The sequence below is a fragment of the Arthrobacter sp. NQ4 genome, assembly GCF_029077345.1.
GTDB lineage: Bacteria > Actinomycetota > Actinomycetes > Actinomycetales > Micrococcaceae > Arthrobacter.
This window is the reverse complement of record NZ_JARETC010000001.1, coordinates 14947-34196: the sequence shown is the minus strand read 5'-3', so window position 1 is coordinate 34196 and position 19250 is coordinate 14947. Positions and strand designations below refer to the sequence as shown.

Here is a 19250-nt window from a genome sequence, read left to right as displayed (position 1 = left end):
AGGCTGATTCGACGGGCCCTGCGGTCCCTCGGGTAGGCTGGAGCAGCAGACAATGCACGCCTTTGCGCTGCCCGCATTCGAACCAGGAGATTTTGTGACCGCTGACCTCGTCATCGTAGGGTCCGGCTTTTTTGGCCTGACAATCGCAGAACAGGCCGCCACCGAGCTCGGCCTGAAGGTCGTCGTCATCGACCGCCGCCACCACATCGGAGGCAACGCGTACAGCGAAAAGGAAGAGCAGACCGGCATCGAGATCCACCGGTACGGTGCCCATCTTTTCCACACCTCCAACGAACGCGTGTGGGAGTACGTCAACAGGTTCACCACCTTCACCGACTACGTGCACAAGGTCTACGGCGTCCATAAAGGCGAGGTCTATTCGCTGCCGATCAACCTGGCCACGATCAACCAGTTCTTCCGGGCCAACCTCACACCCGGCCAGGCACGGGACCTCATCCAGGAGCAGGCCGGCGAGCTGGCGGGAACCGACCCCCAGAACCTGAACGACAAGGGCATCCAGTTGATCGGCCGCCCACTGTACGAGGCTTTCATCAAGCACTACACCGGCAAGCAGTGGCAGACGGATCCCAAGGACCTGCCGGCCGGCATCATCTCCCGGCTGCCCGTGCGCTACAACTACGACAACCGGTACTTCAACGACAAGTACGAGGGGCTGCCCACCAACGGGTACACCGCCTGGATCGAGAAGATGGCGGAGCACCCCAACATCGAGGTGCGGCTCAACACCGACTTCTTCGATGAGTCCCACGACTACAGCAAGAACAAATTGGTGGGCAACATCCCCGTTGTTTACACCGGTCCGGTTGACCGCTACTTCGACTACGCCGAAGGCGACTTGTCCTGGCGCACCATCGACTTCGAAGAAGAAGTCCTTGAGGTGGGCGACTTCCAGGGCACGTCCGTTGTGAACTACAACGACGACGACGTCCCCTACACCCGCATCATCGAACCCCGCCACTTCCACCCTGAGCGCGACTACCAGAGTGAGAAGACTGTCATCATGCGCGAGTTCTCACGCTTTGCGGAGAAGGGCGATGAGCCCTACTACCCGGTCAACACCTCGGCGGACAGGGACCGGCTGCTCAAGTACCGCGACCTCGCCAACGCGGAGAAGGATGTCCTGTTTGGCGGCCGCCTCGGCACCTACAAGTACCTGGACATGCACATGGCCATCGGGTCCGCGCTGAGCATGTTCGACAACAAGATCAGGCCGCACTTCGAAAGCGGCGTGAAGCTGGAAAGCGGAGGCGTGGACGCATGAGCGGTTCGCCGGGTTGGGCGACACTCCAGCGGGTGATATTCCCGCCGGAATCCGGAGTCGACACGATGTCGCTCTATGCGGACCCCGGCCCGGCAACAGGGATACGTTTCCGGGAAAGCGATGAGTCGGCCCGGAATCCCAAACGGGCAGAGGACAAGCTGCAACTTGTGGGATCCAGCCAGCGGGAGGTGCACTTCGACGACCTGCTGTCCCGGTTCTCCCTCCGCGTGCGTTCAGGGGAGCAAATCTCGCTGGGAACGTATTTCAACGCGTTTCCCGCCAGCTACTGGCGGAGGTGGACACACCTGCGCGAGGTTCGCCTGGTGGTCGAGACGTCCGGCCACGGATCCATCACCGTCTACAAATCGAACGCGCGCGGCACCATTCAACGCGTGGATGGCACGAGGGTCGAGGGCGACTCACGAACAGAGTTCAATCTTTCCATCAAACCCTTTGGCGACGGCGGGTGGTATTGGTTCGACCTGGCCTCAAGCCGGGGTGACCTTATCCTCGGTGAGGCCCGCTGGGAAGGGGCTCCCGCAGAGCGCCCCCTTGAAACAGCGACCATTCAGATCACCACAATGAACAAGCCGGACTTCTGCCTTGCCAACGTCCGTGCACTGGCAGAACACCCGGAAGCGCTCGAGGTGGCCCGGGAAGTACTTATAGTTGACCAGGGCACCGTAAAGGTGGCTGACCAACCCGGCTTCGCTGAAGTCGCAGCCAGCATCGGCCCCAAGCTCCGAGTGATCGACCAGGCGAACCTGGGTGGTTCCGGAGGGTTCGCCCGCGGAATGTATGAAGCTGTTGAAAACGGCAGCGATTACGTTCTGCTCCTTGACGACGACGTTGTGATGGAGCCGGAAAGCATCCTGCGCATGATGGCGTTCTCCGGCCGCTGCCGTAAGCCCACCATCGTCGGCGGCCACATGTTCGACCTGTACAGCCGCAGCACGCTGTATTCAATGGGCGAAACGATTGATTCCCGGCGGTTTTCACCCAGCCAGCCACACCAGGACATGCAGATGCGGCACGACTTCAGTGTGTCGAACCTCCGGCAGACGCCGTGGCTGCACAGGCGCGTCGACGTCGACTACAACGGCTGGTGGATGTGCCTGATACCCACTTCCGTCATACGCGACATCGGCCTTCCGCTGCCTTTGTTCATCAAATGGGACGACTCGGAGTACGGGCTGCGCGCCCGGGCCGCCGGCTACCGGACCGTATCGTTGCCCGGCGCAGCGCTCTGGCATATCTCATGGATTGACAAAGACGACCTGGTTGGCTGGCAGGCATATTTCCATAACCGGAACCGCCTGATAACCGCCCTCCTCCACAGCCCCCAGCCGAAGGGCGGCTCCGTATTGCGGGAATCTTTCCAGGAAGACGTAAAGCACCTCGTCTCGCTGCAGTACTTCACGGTGCAGAACCGGCTGACGGCGAGGTCGGACCTGATGACCGGTCCCTCGCACCTGCATCCGTCCCTCGCCACCAAGCTGGCCAGCATCAACAAGATGCGGGACTCCTTCCCCGATGCACAGCTGCGTGAAGACATTGACGATTTTCCTGCACCTTCCCTCGGGACAGGACTTTCGGGGCAGGCCGACAGCCAGATGCCCGCGAAGAAGGACATGGTCAAGTGGGGTCTTACGACAGTGGCCCGGCAGTTGCTCAAGCAGCCCTCCCCGGCTTCGCTCGAACGCCCGCAGGGTTACCTTGCCCACGTCGACAACAGGTGGTTCCGCACGGCGCAGTTTGATTCCGTCGTAGTATCCAACGCCGAGGGAACAGCCGCCTCCTGGTATAAACGCGACCCAAAAAAGCTGAAAGCCATGCTGGGCCAGTCCGCTCTTCAGCACGCGGCGCTCTATAAAAACTGGGACGCCTTGGCAGCGGACTACCGCGCAGCGCTTGCGGACCTGGTATCCATGGAGGCGTGGCGGAAAACCTTCGACGGGGACGGGTAGCTGCACTTAGACAACGAAACGGCTGCCGGATTCACATCCGGCAGCCGTTTCGCGTTCCAGGTGGGGCTTAGGCCCGGTCCCCAGCGGATACTGCATGTGCGCGCAGCAGGCTGGAGCCTGCAGGTTTCACCGTGAGCAGGCGGTACAGGCACACGGCACCGGCCGCCAGAAGTGCGATGTAAATGACGGCGAGGCCCTGCCAGGTCAGCGGCGGCTGCCAGCGGGGATCAAACATTTCAGTCCAGTTGACGTGGTCCTGAATGCCGATGGTGTAGCGCCGCAGTCCCTCCAGGAAGATGTACGTGTGGGCGAGGACGCCCAGGACCAGGGCCCAGCGGATCATGGACTTGGTCCACGGTGTGATCCGGAACTGGCGGAACCGCGTGGTTACCCCGGCTGCCAGAATCAAGGTCACCACCATGGCGAGTGCGTAGCGGCCCTGCCAGATCCAGCCGAGCTTCTCACTCGAACTTGCCTGGAGCGCGGTGGGCACGGCGATGACTGTGACCGTGAGCAGGGCCATGACCCAGCGGCCGCGCACGGGGCGGGCTGTGTAGGCGAGAAACAGCAGGGCGCCGAATCCGAGTACCCAGGTGTAGAGGGTGCCGGGCGGGGGCATGGTGTCGATCCAGCCGAGGACACCGACGTACTCGACCATGAAGAACACCGTCTTATCCAGCATGGCGACGGCCGCATCTTCTGCCCGCATCGGTGCGCCCGCAAGAAGGCTGTCAAAGCTCCTGGCGGCGAAGACCCACCACAGAGCGAACACGCACGACAACGCAATGATGCCCATGGCGATCTGGAAGCCGCGCTGGGCCAGGGTCTTCATAAGCGTCCCGAAGCCGTAGCACAGCACGGCTGCGATCGCAGCAAGCGCCAGCCACAGCAGAGAAAGCGGACGGGTGTGCGCCAGGAGCGATGCGGACAGGGTAAGGAGAACCAGCGGGAGCCGTTGCAGTGATGTCCTGCCGGCCACCTGTTCAAAGACGGCGCACAGGCTGAGGAAGACGGCGCCGGTGGTTGCTATTTCCAGAGCATTGGGGTTAATGGAACCGGAGAGGAAGAACACCGCCGGCGTCAGGGCAACAGCGGCGGCGATGACGGGCCGCCTGAAGTGGCGAAGCGAGAAGGCGGCCGTGAAGATTGCTGCCAGGAAGAATCCGACGAGCCAACTGCTGATGATTCTCATGGCGTAGATTGCCGGCTCACCACTGAGGCCCCGGCTTCCCATGCCGACGATCGCGTAATAGACAGGATTGTAGTTTCCGGCGGACGTCTTTCCTGCGGTCCAGCCGCGGTCCGTTGCGTCAACCGGCTTGGCGCAGTCCGCGGTGATGTTCGAGTGCTGGGCAAAGCAACTGCGGACATTCAGGTTCGCAATGTATCCCGGGACCTGGACAACCAACGGATCGCCCTGCACTCCCGATCCCGTACCCATAAGTTGCCCCCTGGCCACCGCAGCGGCCTTGATGGCGTGCGCGGGTTCGTCAGGGACGGACATCAGGGGGGACGCGAAGCTCCAGACGCTGCCAATGGAGCCGAAAATCAGCCAAGCAACGATGAGGACCCGGAGGGGCGACGGCGGGAGGCGGCGCGTGCCGGCAGTCCTGATTTTGGGCATGGGCAAGGAGCGAGTGGAATACGGCATGATAGCTTTAAGGATACTTGGAGGCGGGCTGTGCAGAGGCTGAACACTCCGCAACCATGAGAGGATCACCCACCCATGCCAACACCGCCGTCAGGCACGTCGTCATCACCGGAAACCCCCGTCGAAGCTGCTCCAGCTGTTCCGGGAATGGTGATGGGGCTTTACCGGCACCCGGTGGTCAGGTTCCTGCTCGTTGGCGGCGTTTCGTTTGCCCTGGACCTCGGGCTGTTGGCCATCCTCCACGAAATTTTCGATGTCCCGCTGTGGATAGCGACTCCCATCGCGTTTATCGTGAGCCTGGTCTTCAACTTCCTCCTGCAGCGCCTGTTCACATTCCGCGCCAACAACAGTGGCAGCATCAGCGCGCTGAAGTACATCCTGCTGGTCATCGTCAACATCGTGATCAGCGACCTCATCGTCACTGGGTTTGACGCCGTCGGCTGGACCTACGTCATCGGCAAGACAGCTGCCACCATCCTTACGACGGCGTGGAATTACTTCCTGTACCGGCACTGGATTTTCCGGCGTACGCCGGAAGAGACCCGCCCATAAGGCAACGCGGGTGGTGCGCTTCAGGCTTCCACCCACGCCCGCCGGCGCGACTATTCCGCCCGGCGTAACCACTCTGTAGAGGACCGGCTGGCCGGACGGCTGTCCCCGCCCCAGGCCGGCCACCCGCAAGACTGCCTGCCCGCCGTTCGATGCCGGGCAGGCTGCAGGGTACTCCGTTGACAACGGGCGGCCCAGGGGTGCCCCGAAGGTAGAGTCCCTCGGACCCGCGGGGTGGCCCCGGGTCAGTCTATTTTCCCTGCCGCAGTCTCTCGCCGGCGCTCATCGGCGCTTCAGCCGCAGCAGGTGCAGGCTCCAGACCAACGACTTCTTGCGTTGAATCTGCCGCCCGGCCTGAGTTGTGTTGGGCTCCGCCCTTCCGGGACAAGGTTCCCTTCACCAGGGGACTTCCCGGGTGGAGGTACCGGAAGAGGAGCAGGGCTCCGACCGCTGTCACGAGCAGGTACAGGACGGTCAGAGGCAGCCAGCCCAGGGGCGGCTGCCAGTGCGGTGACGAAAACAGTGTTTGCCAGTTGGCTATTTCGCTGATGCCGACGACGTAGCGGCGCAGAACATAGACAAAGGCGAGCGTGTGGCACGCAACGATGAGCCAAAAGAAGACCCTCGAAATGCGCAATGCCAGGGGGCCGCCGGGAAACCGCAGCTTCCGCAGGCCAAGGCCCACACTGATAAACAGAACTACCACCAGGGGAAGCGTGTAGCGGCCCTGCCAGATGAATCCCATCCCGCGCCACAACGCGGTTTGCAGGAGCGCCGGGACCAGGTACAGCATGGCCAGAGCCACCCAGTAACCCGTCCAGTTCCGCAGCGGGCGGACGCAAAAGGGGACCACGAGACCTGAAATCATGAGGCCGCCCCACACAAGGGCAACCAGTTCGGGGACCGGCGTGTCCAGCCAGCCCATGGTTCCGATGTATTGCGGGAAGAAGTCGTAGGTCTGGTCAAGCATGATCATGAAGCCCCGGTAGAGGGGAGCGTCTGGGTGCGGGCTGGCAATACCCTCAGGAGCAACTCCGACGTTGGCGGGGCCGTTCGCCGCGATGTACATCCACAGCAGGCCCAGCAGGGCCCCCGGAACTGCCAGTGCTACTGCCGTAAGGACCCGCCGGTCGCTGAAGACGGTTACGACCCTGCGGAGCCGGAAGGAGCAAACCCCTACGACGAGGGCGCACAGCAGCCACACCAGCGATATTTGCCGCGCATTAGCCAGCACCACCGTTGCGGCCGCGACGGTGGCCAGGGCGGGCAACACGCGCTTGGTGCCCCGTCGGTTGTCGAGGACGACGACGAAACCTGAGAAGGCAGCCAATGTGGCGGCAATCTCCAACGAGTTGGGGTTGATGCCTCCGCCGAGGAACAGAACCATGGGCGTCATTGCAAGGGCTGCGACAAGGACGGCGTACTTTGGCCGCCTCAGCTCAGTCAAGGCTGTGAACCCAGCGGCGAAGAACACGGCGCACAGGAGCGCGCTGACCAGGCGCATGCCGTAGATTGCGGGGGCGCCGGACATGAACAGGGTAGGAAGCCCTACTATCCAGTAGTACATCGGGTTGTAGGAGCCTGCGGATGTGACACCGATGTTCGTGAACGTATCGTCCACGTAGATGGGCGCTGCGCAGTCGGCTGCCTGCGCCCTGTTGAACTTGTAGCAGCTCTGGGCATGGAGACTGGCGATGTAGTTGGGAACGCGGACGTGGACGCCATGGCCAAATGATGTTCCGTCCTCAACCAGGACCTGGCCCCGGACCACGGCTGCCGCTTTGATGGTGTGGGCCGGTTCGTCGGGGACGCCCATCAAGGGTGTTGCCAGGGACCACAGGCCAAACAGCAGGAAGAAGATCCCAGTCAGGAGCGCGAAGGTGGGAAGGGGCCGGGGAAGGGAACGCGCGCGAACACTTCTTAGGAATAAACTCACTGTCCGTCTCCAATTGCATTGACGAGGGCGCGCCCTTCGTTCACCGCCTTCTTGCTTGGCGACATGACGAAGGCGAATGCGTTCGCGTTCTTTTGTGCTTCTTCGCTGAGTGCGCTTTCAGCGAATGAGCGGGCCAGCCGGCCCATATGGTCGTCGGTGTACTCCCTGCACATGTACATGTAGATAACGGTGCCCAGGCCATAACCCGAGCGCCCATCGAGTGCTTGGGTGACTGCACTTGATGACGCGGCTACGTTACCCGTGGACACGGCGTCGACCACTGAGGATGCCTGGAGCCGCCGGGGCTTGCCGTCGAAGACGAGCTGGGCAGCGACAAACCTGTTCCCGATGATGCTTCCATCAAGGATCGAAAGGCCTCCGTTGGTGTCGTCCAGCTTGTTCGCGAGATCCAACGGGGGAGACTGGACTTGACCTTTGACACTGCCCGGCCACCTGTCTTCGGCGGGCGCGTTCCAGTCGATTCCCGCGTCCTTGAGGTACGAATTGACCGGGCGGACAGTATCCGAGGGCCCCTCCTGTACCAGAACCGTGATGGCTACGTCCGGAAGGGTGGTCTCCGGATTCAGTGCCACTATTTTGGGGTCGTTCCAGCGAGTGATGCCCCCCTGCAGGATCTGTGCCAGGGTTTTGGCGTCCAGGATGAGGTCGTTGACGCCCTTGAGCTTGACGGCTACGCCCACGGGCAGGACACCGGCAGCCAGGGACATGGCACCCTTCGATGTGCACATTCCCCGGACCGCGGAAGCCTCGGTTTCAGGGAGCGGGGCGGAACCAACAGCGAACTGTGACTGCCCGTCCTGGAACGCTTTCAGGCCTGCCGCAGACCCGTCGGGGGAGTAGCTGACGTAGGTTCCCTTCACGGAGCTGCCCCATGCGAGGCCCCACGCGCTGACAGCTCCCTGGCCGGCATTGCTTCCGATTCCGGTCAGGGCACCTTCGATTGTCCCCGGCGGCATGGTTGCGCATGCGGACAGGGGCAGGAGTGCGGACAGCACAACAGCGGCGCCGATTTTAGTTCGTCGAGAAACGGGAATCACCTATCCAGCCTAGTGGTCCAGCACTGCAAGTATGGGACACGGGCGGCGCCGCACCGGTGCAGGCCACGCTCATCCACAACTGGAAATCCGGTATAGCCGTGCGTCCGGGCCTTGCGAATCCACCAGGGTCACTCCGTTTCCCGGCGCAAGGTTGGTCAACGCCGGGTACTTTTCGGACCCTGGCAGGTCGATCAGGTAACGGGGCCCGAAGTCCAGGACGTACTGCACGTTTTTATTGCGCAGGGCGGCGCAGACGGCGGGGTTGTCCGCGGCGTCTCCGAGCTTTTGATTAATCAGTTCCGTATCAGGGTCGTCTGTTGAAAACAGGTGAGTGGTCAGGACGCGGCGGCCTGTGTACGCATAAGCGAGTGAACTCCCGTTCCACGGATTGTCAGCTATGACTGCATCGGAAGGGACGTGACCAGGGAGCCGCTGTATCAACGCCAGCTCATCGGGTGTGAGGAGCTCCGATTGTGCGTCGAAGCGGTATACGGAGGAGGCGCCATTGATGTAGTGGCTCAGCGGGCCTGCGAACGAAGCGAGGAGGGCGAAGACCACCACAACGGCCGTGGACAGCACAGTTTTCCCGTTCGCGCCTGCCCGGTCGATGGAAGCTTCCCACACCTGCCACGTCCGCGCACCGCTGCGGGAGCAGCGGGCTGAGTCCCACAGGCGCAGACCTCCGATGACGGCAAGTGGGGTCACCAGCAGGGGCAGGAGTGCAGCCAGGCGGTAGGTGTCCTGGTACCAGGTGCCGATCAGGAGGTCCCGGATGCTGCCTTTCGGAAACGACGCCGCAACGACATAGAGCCCGCCGAGTACGGCGTAGCACGCAGCCATCCAGCGCCACTTCCCCACTTTGAAGGTGGTGAGGAGACCGTAGACCGACAGGATGGCGACCACTACTGCCGGTATGGCTGATTGCATCGTGCTGGCTGTGAGTATTTCCCCGACGGCGGCGCCCGGCTTCACGGTTGGTCCCCAGTTGTCATACGGGGCAGGGCGCAGCTTCAACCACAGGACCCCGGCGACGGCGAGGATCCCCACGGTCCCGCCAAGGAACAGCCACGCGCCGGCGGGGTTCACCCGCCACATCTCCCGGCGCGGCATGATCCGCCACCACAACATGGCGAGGATCGGAAGGCCAAGCGCCACCGTGATGTTGATAGAGCTCGTGTGGGCAAATGCGAGGCCCGCCAGCGACAACACCAGTGCCGCTGCCCAGCTCGGAAGTGGTTCCGTCCGCGTCCGCCCGATGCGGACCAGCGCTGCGAGTTCGACTATCACTACCGGCATCATGCTGAGGGCCATGGCGTACGGGAACAAAGGGCCCCAGACAATCATGAGGAAGGGGAAGGCGACCTGTGTGCCGGCGACCACCGCGGTGATGATGAGGGCCGCCGGCCTGCGCGAGATGGTCTTCGTGACGAGGAACAGGCAGGACGCGGGCCAGAGGAGCACGACGATGACCAGGTTCAGGACGTTCTCGGCGGTAGGGATATCCACTGAAGCCAGCTGCACCAGGAGGGCAGCAAAAGAATGCCACGCCGCGGGATAGACCGCGTCCAGGCCCTGCACTCCTTGTATCGACGCCAGCGTCAGCGATGAGGCGTTTCCGCTGTCGATGATGAAGCGGATTGCATTGAGGTGGAAGACGTTATCGAAGACCTGCGACGGGTGGTCCGGTGACCCTACCAGCTGGATGAACCGCCAGGTCATGGGCAGCGTTGCGAGTGCCAAGGCAGCGAGGGGCAGGGATTGCCTCCAGGCGGGGGCAGCCAGGCGCCACGGAATGCGCCGAGTCAGGAGCAACGCTCCGGCAGCCAGGAGGGCGCTGACGAGGAGATACGGCAGGACGCTCCAGGGCAGATGGAGGAACCCGCCGATGACCCCGGCAAGTCCGGCGGCTGCAGTTGATAGCAGGGGCGCGATGCCGAGAACCCCGCCCAACCGGAACTTGAGGCACGACGCGATGGCGGCCCCGGGGACGTACAGGAGCAGGATTGCGACCGCCGAGGCCGGAAGAATGGTCAACCAGTTCACGACGGAATTTCCTCAGTCCTGTCCTGCGGCGACGGTTCCCGCAACAGACGGATGATGGCGCGCAGCTGTATGACGGTTACCGCAACTTCGCCTACTACCAGACCCAGCGCGCCGCCCGGGCCGCCCATCAAGTGCGCCAGGATGACCATGGCCGGGAGCCCAACGATGGCTCCTGCGATGGTGCTGGAGAAGACGGTGCGCATCTGTTTTGCGGGCACCAGCCAGTGGGCACCGGTGGACGTTGTGACACAGACGAGGAGGAACGACAGACCGAACCAGAAACAGGTCCAGAAGTCAGCGGCCAACTCTGAACCGAAAAGGAGGGTGCTGACCCATGGGCCGAGAACAGCAAGGATCAGCCAGCCGGCTGCTCCCAGGACTGACAATGCCAGAAGGGAGAACTTTCGCCGCTCGGCATGGTTTGAGCCGAACTCGTTGACCCACCCCTGGAGGCTGTTTCCCAGCGCGGCCGTCGCGAGCTGTCCGATGCGGTACAGCTTCTCCGCTGACACAAACGCAGCCAGGCCGGAGGCAGAAGCAGCGAACTGCACCACAAGGACGGGGGTGGACGCGTACGCTCCTGCCGCGACCGTCACGCCCGCACCGCCCCTCAGTGCCCAGATCTCGCGGACCACTGCGCGGGGCGTCAGCCCCTCGAAGTCGGTCCGTCGGGAATGATCCTTGTTGAACCACATGGTTCCCGCGAGGCCCAGCAGCAGAAGCGCCAGTGGGTAGAGGAAGATCTGACCTGTCGCGAACAGAAGTGGGATGACGCCCAGAGTCGCCACCATACGGGGAACGACGTCGTATTTCGCGATCCTGCCAGCGTGCCCGGTGGCAATGCAGTACCAGGCCGGGGTCAGTCCTGCCGCCGCCTGGGCGCAGGCCATCAGGAAAGCAACCCAGAACTGTTCTTTGGCTCCCGTGATCGAGAGGGCGGCTGCCATAAGGGGGAGGGCGCAGACGAAAACAAATGCGCGGGTGACGAAACTGGTGGCGTAAAGCCGGCGCCGGGTTACGGCATCGCTTTCTGAGGCGACGGCGGCAGGCCCTGTCAGCGGCCACCCCAGACCTATGACGATCGCGGCGATTGCCCCTACAGCCTGGCCTACGGCGAGGGAATTCCAAGCCGGCGCCCCACCCACTCTGGCGATGATGGGCAAAAGGATGAATGACGCAAGAGAGGCGAGCAGCGGCAATCCGGCGAAAGCCGCGATCCTTTTGATCATGCCGTGGTCCCGGCCGCGGTGCGTCGACTACACATAGTCATAGGCGTCCTTGCCCAGGCGGCCGTTGACGAAGACGTCCTCAACCTCCCGCTTGAACCGGGAACGTTCGTTGAGGATGGTTTCGCGGTAGCTGCCTTGTTTCGCCACTTCCTGCTCGAAGTTGGCGATGAGCTGCGGAAGCATGGCTGCAGCAGTGGCAACCTCGGTATCTCCCGGCGTGATCTTGTGTTCCCAGGGAATGGGAACGTCAGCGTAGAAGGCGCCGGATCCGCGCCGGGCCACGATGGTCAGGGCGCCGGAAAGTGTTGCCTCCCGAGGCATGCGGTCTTTACCGGGGTGGTGCCCCAGATCCAAATAAACGCCGCACTGCTGCAGGGTCGCAACAACCTCGGCACGGGTCATCCCGACGATTGGCTGCCACTCAATGGTGGATGGGCTCGCCGCCTTCACCGCATCGATAATGTGTCCGCCTTTGGCGGGGTTGTAGGTGACCAGCTGGCGGTTGCGCTTGGCGGTGGCGGTGGCCTGGAACTCCCCGGTGGGGGTGTAGTCGGAGACCAGGGATGGCACGACGTCCAACCTGGTGGCAACGAAGGCCCATGCATAAGAGGACTGCACGAGGTGGATGACGTCCTTGTCCGTGCGCAGTTTTGCCGGCGTCACGCCGTTCTTCCACATCCGGGCGAAGGGGACGGCCGCTTCCTTTGCCTTTTCAAACAGGCCGGCCGTATTCCGGTACCACATGCGCTCGGCCATGAAAGTCAGCGAGTTGTCGATGCTGAGCCACCAGCACATGCGGCGGGCCTGCTTGATATGGGACATCTCGTGGACGTAGGTCTCCGGATAGACCACCACGTTTTCGGCGGAATCGATGATTTCAGGTGCTTCCGGGGCGTCGTAAATCCCGTACTGCTCCACGCGGTCGTTGCCTGCGGTGTGCGGGTGCGGGACCAGATAGGCGTCCTGCCCAAGCTCACGCAGCATATCGACGAGCTGGTGGAGGGCTTCGGGCCCTCCGGTGCGCAAGCCGCGGTGATAGAGGACGAAGATTGATCCTGAGGTGGTGGTCATGAGTTTTCTTTCGATGTTGACCGGGCAGTGCAGGGGACTGGGGGAGCCGGCGCCTAGCGCAGGCGGGCTGCGAGGTCGTCGTCTATTTTGCCCATCCGCTGCCGAACGGCGTCCCGGATGCCGGCTGCAGCGGCAACCGCGTGTTTGCGCCGGTTGGGACCAAATCCGAAGCGCACAATGTTGCTTTGGATTTCCATGTAGATTCTGCGCAGCACCCAGGCCGGTTGTTTCAGCGCATACCGGCGCGCGAGGGTCAGCGAGTTCCGGGTGATGTAGTAGACCCGGAACGGCGCGTGGTAGTAGATGTAGAGCTTTTTGGCACCGATGTGCGCATGCCAGCCGAGAATCTTCATTGGCCGTGCACTGCCCAGGCTGTGCTCGAGATTGCAGCCCCGTCCTGCCAGTGCACGAAGTCCGTGCTCCCGGAGCCGGGCATTGAACTCGGAATCCACGCAATCGATGAAGAACCCTTCATCGAAGAGGCCAACTGCATCGAACGTGCGCGCACGCACCAAGGTGCCGCTGGTCATGGGGTCGAAGATCTGGGGCTCATCCCGACTGCCCCATACCGGCAGGGGGATGTGGTTGTGCGACTCCGCGCACACCATGCCTACGCTGTGCGGGTCACTGGATGCTGCAACAGTGGCGAGAGCGGCACCGATGTAGTCTCCAGTGAACCTGGAGTCCTGGTCCATGGTGACAATCCACTCCGGTTTCCAGCGCTCGAGTGCTTCCTTGATTCCCGTGTTCAGGGCCCTGGCGATGCCGGAGTTGGTGCCGAGGCGCAGAACGACGGCACCTGCCTGCTCCATCTCTGCCAGTGCCTGCGATACATCGTCGCGGGAGCCGTCGTCGACAACCACGACGTGGGCGACGAAGCGCAACAGCCACTTTACGTTGGCAACATTTTCATCACCGGGGTTATAGGCCGATACGACTCCGCACACGTCGGGGTGGGGACTGGTCGGGTTCGGGCCGGGCTGGACCATCACGCCTGCCTCGCCTGCCGGGAGCGCCGTACTGCAATGTAGACGTTGCGCAGGAAGGCGATCCGTGCACGGATTATTTTTGAGGCTGAGCGGATACCGTGGGGCGTCAGGTTCTCGCCGTGAAGTCTGTGCAGGATGGTGTCTTCTTCCATGTAGACGATGGAACGGTTGACGTTGCCCACAGTGGCAAGCCACTGGTCGTGGGATTCGTTCATGTAGTGGGGGAATGGCAGTGCCTGCGCCAAAAGGTTCCGCCGGACGGCCATCGCGCAACCCCAGTGGAGCCGGTAACCGACCACGATGCCCAGGAGGTTCCGCAGGTGGTGGGTGGAATCCTTGGCCCTGAGACGGATTTCATGGAATGAGCCGGGCGCTCCGTCGAAGTGCCGGCAGTTGCTCACCACCATGTCCTTGCCGTCCAAGGCCGAGATCATGCGTTCCACCCGGCCCGGGAGCCACACGTCGTCCTGGTCCGAAAGGAAAACGAACTCTCCCCGCGCCTCCCCAAGGGCTCTTTCAAATGTTGAAACGTAGCCGCGGTTTTGTTCGGCATTGATCAGCCGGATCCGGCCATCCGGAACGGCGGCGACGATGGCAGCAGTGTTGTCCGTGGAACAGTCGTTGACGACCACGACTTCGTCGTGGGGGCCAAGTTCGGGAAGGATCGAATCGATTTGCTCGCTGATGTGGCGGGCGCCGTTGTAGGCAGCCATGCACACACTGATGCGCGGCCGTGTGGTTGTGGGCTCCAAAAGTAATTCTCCTCACTCCGGGCGGTGCCAGCGGGGCGGGCAGGACCCCAAGCAGTCTAGCAAGCCGTGCCTGACAGGCCCGACAGGGGCCGGTCAACTATAATCGTGGGGAAGCCGCCGAGTTCTTCGAGCGGAGCCCACGGAAGGAATCCCAGGTCCATGACCGTTGACGTAATGCTGCCCTACTACGGCGATGTCGATCAGATGAAGCTCGCAGCCCGAAGCGTGATGAACCAGGAAAACGAAGACTGGCGGCTCATCGTCATCGATGACGGCTACCCGGACCCCGAGCCGGAACGCTGGTTCTCGACGATTACTGACCCACGCGTTACGTACCTCAAGAACGAGAAAAACCTGGGCGCCAACGGCAACTATCGCAAGGCGCTGACCATGGTCGAGGCACCGTATGTGGTCATCATGGGCGCAGACGATGTCATGCTGCCCAACTACCTGGACGTCGTAGTGGATGCGTTCGAGACCTACCCGCATGCCAGCGTTGTCCAGCCGGGTGTCCAGGTCATTGATGAAAAGGGCATTGCCTGCATCCCCCTGGCTGATGCCGTCAAAAAGGCCTACGCCCCGAAGACCCGTGAGCGGATCGAGCTCAAGGGCGAGCAGATGGCCACGAGCCTGGTACGTGCTGACTGGGCATACTTTCCGTCGTTGGCCTGGCGGTCGGAGACCATTGTGCGGATCGGCTTCACCGACGGCCTGGACGTCGTTCAGGACCTCGCGCTGCTGCTGGACATAGCGGCCGAAGGCGGCTCCCTTGTGGTGGACCCCACGTTGTCCTTTCTGTACCGGAGGCACTCGGCGTCAGATTCTTCCGTGCGTGCCCTGGACGGACGCCGCTTTGATGAAGAGCGGCGCTTCTTTGAGGGGCAGGCAGCCCGGTTCAAGGAACTTGGCTGGAACCGCGCTGCCCGCGCTGCGTCCTTCCACACCACCTCGCGGCTGAATGCTGCATCCTTGGTGGTCAAGTCTGTGGCCATGGGCAAGGTGGACTCCCTCCCACGGCTGGCAAAGCACATCTTCGGCTGACCGGCCGCATAGGAAAGGGAGCGCCCCGCGGGGTCGCTCCCTTTTTTGTTTGGTCCGCCTGGCCAGGCCCGCGGAAATGCTCCTGCTACGCAGCGGGGCCGGTGGTTCCTTCCTGTCGCGGCTGTGACCCGACGCTCTGCTGCAGTGCCGAAAGCTCTACCTTCAACAGGGCCACCTCTTCGCAAAGAATGCGCACCTCGTCCTCGGCCTGCGACTGCTCGCGTGACAGGTGAAGGCATACCCCGACAAGGAGGACGAGGGTGGTGATGAAGAGAAGGTTCGCGGGGACCTGGATTCCGAGCAGGCCACTGGCTTGCTCAAGCAGGGCGGGAAAGGCCGCCAGCAGAAGAGTGCCGATGCCGATGACGATCCAGAGAACAGCGTATTTCTCGCGCAACTTCTGCCGTCGCAGCATTTCGAAGACGAAGAAGAGAATCGCCACGACGACGATGGAGCCCATAAGGAGGGACATGTGGATTCCTAGTTGGTGGAAGGTGTGGATTTCTTGCGCGTCAGCGCGAACAAGAGCGCCATCCCTGAGCGGCCGAGGTAGATCGCGGCCTTTATCGGGTCATGGCTGGGGGTGCCTCCCTGACGCTCCCTCATAGAAACGCCAACCTGGCGGACAGTGCAGCCTGAACGGATCGCCACGACCAATGAATCAATCGTGTCGCCCAGGTACTCGGCGGGGTAATGGTCCAGGTATTGGCGGATGGCTTTGGTGTTCGCTGCGCGGAAACCGGAGGTCACGTCGGTGAGCTTTGTCCGTGCAAGCCGGGAAATTGTCCACGCCAGGACGTTCATTGCCCACTTTCGGGGGCCGCGGACGGTGTAGTTCCCCGCCTCGGCGAAGCGGGCACCAATGGCGATATCGGCGTCGCGCAATCCGTCAAGGACTGCCTTGATGTCCCGGGGGTCATGCTGGCCATCGGCGTCCACCTGGATGACTTGCCGGTAGCCGTGCATCTGGGCATATTTGAAGCCGGTCCGCATCGCGCCGCCGACGCCCATGTTGAACGGCAATTGCACGACGGTGGCGCCGGCCGCGCGTGCCACCCGGGCGGTGTTGTCACGGGAGCCGTCGTCCACCACCAGCACATCGCATGGGGGTCCAAACTCAAGGACTTCCGCAATGGTGTTGCCGATTGCTTCCGACTCGTTCCAGGCCGGCATGATGACGAGGGTGTCGTGGCGTGCTTCGGTCATGCTGGGAATCCGCTCGTGGTCGAATTAACGTACTCGGTCAGGCGCAGCCCTGCCGGCGGTGCCTCGAAGCCTGCTGCCTTGATCTTGGAGAGGTCCAGGACACTGTTGAGCGGCCGGGGGGCGGCATCCTTCCCCTCGAAGTATTCCTTGGTGCTCACGCCCGTCACGGCGGCCCTGCTTTTGCCGGACAATTCGTACACGTCCGCGGCGATGTCCGCCCACGACTGCGGGTCGCCGTCGTTGCTCAGGTTGTAGGTGCCGTAGGGAGCGCCGGTGTCCAGCAAATGCCGGATACCTGCCGCGATGTCATCAGTGAAACTGAGGCGGCCGTACTGGTCGTTCACCACGGAAGGTTCCACTCCGCGCGAAGCGAGCGAGGCCATGGTACGGACAAAGTTGTTGCCTTCACCAATGACCCAACTCGTGCGGACGATGTAGTGCCGGGGGACCACGCTGACGACAGCGTCGCCTGCTGCTTTGGTCTGACCGTAGACACCAAGCGGTGTGAGCGCTTCAGTTTCCGCATGGACTTCCTTGGCCCCGTCGAACACGTAGTCGGAGGAGACGTGCACCAGGGTGAGGTCATGCTCAACGGCAATTCGCGCAAGCTGCGTCAACGCGGTCACGTTGGTGGCCCAGGCGGCTGCGCGCCCCTCCGAAGTCTCCGCCGCGTCAACGGCCGTGTAGGCCGCCGCATTTATAACGGTGGAGTAGTTCTTCCAGTTGCGGTCTTTGAACGCGTCCGGACTGCCGAGGTCGAACTCACTGCGCGATGCGAACTCAACGGAAGTGTCGCCGTCGTACTTTTTCCGCAGTGCCTTACCCAGCTGGCCGTTGGCGCCGATGACCAGGGTCTTCTTCGGTGGCATGGGCACGACGTCCGCGAGGCGGGGGTGCGCCTTGTCCTTGTCGGACAGTTCGGCTTCGGAGAGCGGGATGGGCCATTCGATGGCCACGGTTTCGTCCGCCAGGTTCAGGAAGGTGTACTGGCCCTGGGCGTCGGCGGACCAGTGGTCATTCACGAGGTAGGTGTAAGCCGTCGTGTCTTCAAGGGTCTGGAAAGCATTGCCGACGCCCCGCGGAATGAAAATCGCCTGGCTGGGGTCGAGTTCGGCGGTGAAGACGGCACCAAAGGTAGGCCCTTGGCGCAGATCCACCCATGCTCCAAAGATCCGTCCCGTGGCGACCGAGATGAACTTGTCCCAGGGCTCTGCGTGGATCCCCCTGGTAGTACCCGCCTTCTCGTTGAAGGAGATGTTGTTCTGGACGGGCCGGAAGTCCGGCAGGCCGAGAGCAACCATTTTTTCCCGTTGCCAGTTTTCCTTGAACCAGCCGCGGTTGTCGCCGTGGACAGGAAGGTCGTAGAGAACGACGCCGGGAATGGGCGTTTCGTGGACGGCGAGCTTTTTGGAGAACTCGATGGACATGCCCTACTGGCCCTGTTCCTTGTACTTGGCCTCGGTGGCGGCCTTCTGTGGGCGCCACCAGTCCTCGTTGTCCCGGTACCAGGCGATAGTGTCCTCGATGCCGGTATCAAAGTTGGAGAACCGGGGTTCCCAGCCGAGCTCGGTCCGCAGCTTTGTGGAATCGATCGCGTAGCGCAGGTCGTGGCCGGCCCGGTCGATGACGTGGTCATAGGCGTCCGGCGCCTGGCCCATGTGCTTCAGGATCAGCTCAACAACGTCCTTGTTGTTCTTCTCACCGTCGGCACCAATCAGGTAGGTCTCGCCGATGCGCCCCTTGGCAATGATGGCCAGGACGGCGGAGGAGTGGTCGTTCGCGTGGATCCAGTCGCGGACATTTTCCCCCTTGCCGTAGAGCTTGGGCCGGATGCCGTCAATCACGTTGGTGATCTGCCGCGGGATGAACTTTTCCACGTGCTGGTACGGACCGTAGTTGTTGGAGCAGTTGCTGATGGTTGCCTGGAGGCCAAATGAGCGGACCCAGGCGCGGACCAGAAGGTCGGATCCGGCCTTCGTGGAGGAGTACGGGCTGGACGGGTTATAGGGGGTCTGTTCCGTGAAGCGTTCGGGATCATCGAGCTCGAGATCGCCGTAGACCTCGTCAGTGGAAATGTGGTGGAAGCGCTTGTTGTGCTTCCGCGCTGCTTCGATGAGGGTGTAGGTCCCGATGATGTTGGTGTCAAGGAAGGGCCGGGGATCGTGCAGGGAGTTGTCGTTGTGCGATTCTGCTGCGTAGTGGACCACTACATCTGCTTCGGCAACGAGCCCGTCCACGAGTGCGGGGTCGGCAATGTCACCTTGAACGAATGAGAAGCGGTCGGCTGGGAGGCCCTGCAGCGACGCCAGGTTGCCGGCGTAGGTCAACTTGTCCAGAACAGTGACATGGTCTTCGGTGTTCTCAATAACGTAGTGGACAAAGTTCGAGCCAATGAAGCCGGCACCGCCGGTAACAAGAAGTCGCTGCATAATTCCCAAGACTACCGGATTTGCCGCTGCACTTAGCTAAAGGAAAG

At 62.4% G+C, this 19250-nt stretch carries 16 protein-coding genes; 4 read left to right on the top strand and 12 right to left on the bottom strand.

From position 1 onward, the window contains the following. The first annotated feature begins 94 nt into the window (after positions 1–94). The gene (glf, locus tag PUN51_RS00155) at positions 95–1282 is read left to right on the top strand and encodes a UDP-galactopyranose mutase (protein WP_275179519.1); all 1188 of its coding nucleotides are present in this window, start codon (positions 95–97) and stop codon (positions 1280–1282) included. Beyond that, a complete protein-coding gene (locus tag PUN51_RS00150; protein WP_374114899.1) occupies positions 1279–3249 on the top strand; it encodes a glycosyltransferase in 1971 nt (656 codons plus the stop codon). Before glf ends, PUN51_RS00150 begins: the two co-directional genes overlap by 4 nt. Before the next feature lie 67 nt (positions 3250–3316). Here the strand turns inward: PUN51_RS00150 and PUN51_RS00145 are convergent, their stop codons facing one another. Then, positions 3317–4900 carry a DUF2142 domain-containing protein gene (locus PUN51_RS00145; protein ID WP_275179517.1) on the bottom strand — a complete coding sequence of 528 codons (1584 nt, stop codon included), beginning with the start codon at positions 4898–4900 and terminating at the stop codon, positions 3317–3319. A 75-nt stretch (positions 4901–4975) separates the two neighbouring features. On the opposite strand from PUN51_RS00145, the gene PUN51_RS00140 reads away from it, so the two are divergent. Then, positions 4976–5452, top strand: a complete 477-nt coding sequence (locus PUN51_RS00140; RefSeq protein WP_275179516.1) for a GtrA family protein — start codon at positions 4976–4978, stop codon at positions 5450–5452. 247 nt (positions 5453–5699) lie between these two features. Here the strand turns inward: PUN51_RS00140 and PUN51_RS00135 are convergent, their stop codons facing one another. The 7 genes from PUN51_RS00135 to PUN51_RS00105 all read right to left on the bottom strand — a co-directional run bounded on the left by PUN51_RS00135 (position 5700) and on the right by PUN51_RS00105 (position 14494). After that, positions 5700–7385, bottom strand: coding sequence for a DUF2142 domain-containing protein (locus PUN51_RS00135; RefSeq protein WP_275179515.1), 1686 nt, complete (start codon positions 7383–7385; stop codon positions 5700–5702). Beyond that, positions 7382–8401, bottom strand: a complete 1020-nt coding sequence (locus PUN51_RS00130) for a substrate-binding domain-containing protein (protein WP_275179514.1) — start codon at positions 8399–8401, stop codon at positions 7382–7384. Before PUN51_RS00130 ends, PUN51_RS00135 begins: the two co-directional genes overlap by 4 nt. A 111-nt stretch (positions 8402–8512) precedes the next feature. After that, positions 8513–10486 (bottom strand): DUF6541 family protein, encoded by a 1974-nt coding sequence (locus PUN51_RS00125; RefSeq protein WP_275179513.1) that lies wholly within the window; start codon positions 10484–10486, stop codon positions 8513–8515. Then, positions 10483–11715, bottom strand: coding sequence for a lipopolysaccharide biosynthesis protein (locus PUN51_RS00120; protein ID WP_275179512.1), 1233 nt, complete (start codon positions 11713–11715; stop codon positions 10483–10485). Before PUN51_RS00120 ends, PUN51_RS00125 begins: the two co-directional genes overlap by 4 nt. A 27-nt stretch (positions 11716–11742) precedes the next feature. After that, positions 11743–12786, bottom strand: a complete 1044-nt coding sequence (locus PUN51_RS00115) for a hypothetical protein (RefSeq protein ID WP_159631575.1) — start codon at positions 12784–12786, stop codon at positions 11743–11745. A 53-nt stretch (positions 12787–12839) separates the two neighbouring features. Next, entirely contained in the window at positions 12840–13670 is an 831-nt protein-coding gene (locus PUN51_RS00110) for a glycosyltransferase (RefSeq protein WP_275179511.1), read from the bottom strand. Between the two features lie 104 nt (positions 13671–13774). Continuing rightward, complete coding sequence (locus PUN51_RS00105) at positions 13775–14494, bottom strand: glycosyltransferase (RefSeq protein WP_224027177.1); 720 nt, start codon at positions 14492–14494, stop codon at positions 13775–13777. 192 nt (positions 14495–14686) lie between these two features. Here PUN51_RS00105 and PUN51_RS00100 point away from each other — a divergent pair, with 192 nt between their 5' ends. Further along, positions 14687–15568, top strand: a complete 882-nt coding sequence (locus PUN51_RS00100) for a glycosyltransferase family 2 protein (RefSeq protein WP_159631578.1) — start codon at positions 14687–14689, stop codon at positions 15566–15568. A gap of 85 nt (positions 15569–15653) precedes the next feature. Here PUN51_RS00100 and PUN51_RS00095 read toward each other — a convergent pair whose 3' ends face one another. From PUN51_RS00095 to rfbB, 4 genes are read right to left on the bottom strand one after another with little or no spacing between them, the layout of a single operon-like run. Beyond that, positions 15654–16040, bottom strand: a complete 387-nt coding sequence (locus PUN51_RS00095; RefSeq protein ID WP_275179510.1) for a DUF2304 domain-containing protein — start codon at positions 16038–16040, stop codon at positions 15654–15656. A gap of 8 nt (positions 16041–16048) precedes the next feature. Further along, complete coding sequence (locus tag PUN51_RS00090; RefSeq protein WP_159631580.1) at positions 16049–16774, bottom strand: glycosyltransferase family 2 protein; 726 nt, start codon at positions 16772–16774, stop codon at positions 16049–16051. Further along, positions 16771–18201 carry a sugar nucleotide-binding protein gene (locus tag PUN51_RS00085; protein WP_224026507.1) on the bottom strand — a complete coding sequence of 477 codons (1431 nt, stop codon included), beginning with the start codon at positions 18199–18201 and terminating at the stop codon, positions 16771–16773. The genes PUN51_RS00090 and PUN51_RS00085 overlap by 4 nt, the downstream gene beginning before the upstream one ends. A gap of 3 nt (positions 18202–18204) precedes the next feature. Beyond that, entirely contained in the window at positions 18205–19203 is a 999-nt protein-coding gene (gene rfbB, locus PUN51_RS00080; protein ID WP_159631582.1) for a dTDP-glucose 4,6-dehydratase, read from the bottom strand. Positions 19204–19250 lie beyond the last annotated feature (47 nt).

What these genes read in the sequence shown, in the direction of transcription:
- PUN51_RS00150 (WP_374114899.1), top strand. Translation starts at nt 1,279, where the DNA reads ATGAGCGGTTCGCCGGGTTGGGCGACACTCCAGCGGGTGATATTCCCG.
- PUN51_RS00145 (WP_275179517.1), bottom strand. Translation starts at nt 4,900, where the DNA reads ATGCCGTATTCCACTCGCTCCTTGCCCATGCCCAAAATCAGGACTGCC.
- PUN51_RS00140 (WP_275179516.1), top strand. Translation starts at nt 4,976, where the DNA reads ATGCCAACACCGCCGTCAGGCACGTCGTCATCACCGGAAACCCCCGTC.
- PUN51_RS00120 (WP_275179512.1), bottom strand. Translation starts at nt 11,715, where the DNA reads ATGATCAAAAGGATCGCGGCTTTCGCCGGATTGCCGCTGCTCGCCTCT.
- PUN51_RS00115 (WP_159631575.1), bottom strand. Translation starts at nt 12,786, where the DNA reads ATGACCACCACCTCAGGATCAATCTTCGTCCTCTATCACCGCGGCTTG.
- PUN51_RS00100 (WP_159631578.1), top strand. Translation starts at nt 14,687, where the DNA reads ATGACCGTTGACGTAATGCTGCCCTACTACGGCGATGTCGATCAGATG.
- PUN51_RS00095 (WP_275179510.1), bottom strand. Translation starts at nt 16,040, where the DNA reads ATGTCCCTCCTTATGGGCTCCATCGTCGTCGTGGCGATTCTCTTCTTC.
- PUN51_RS00090 (WP_159631580.1), bottom strand. Translation starts at nt 16,774, where the DNA reads ATGACCGAAGCACGCCACGACACCCTCGTCATCATGCCGGCCTGGAAC.
- PUN51_RS00085 (WP_224026507.1), bottom strand. Translation starts at nt 18,201, where the DNA reads ATGTCCATCGAGTTCTCCAAAAAGCTCGCCGTCCACGAAACGCCCATT.
- rfbB (WP_159631582.1), bottom strand. Translation starts at nt 19,203, where the DNA reads ATGCAGCGACTTCTTGTTACCGGCGGTGCCGGCTTCATTGGCTCGAAC.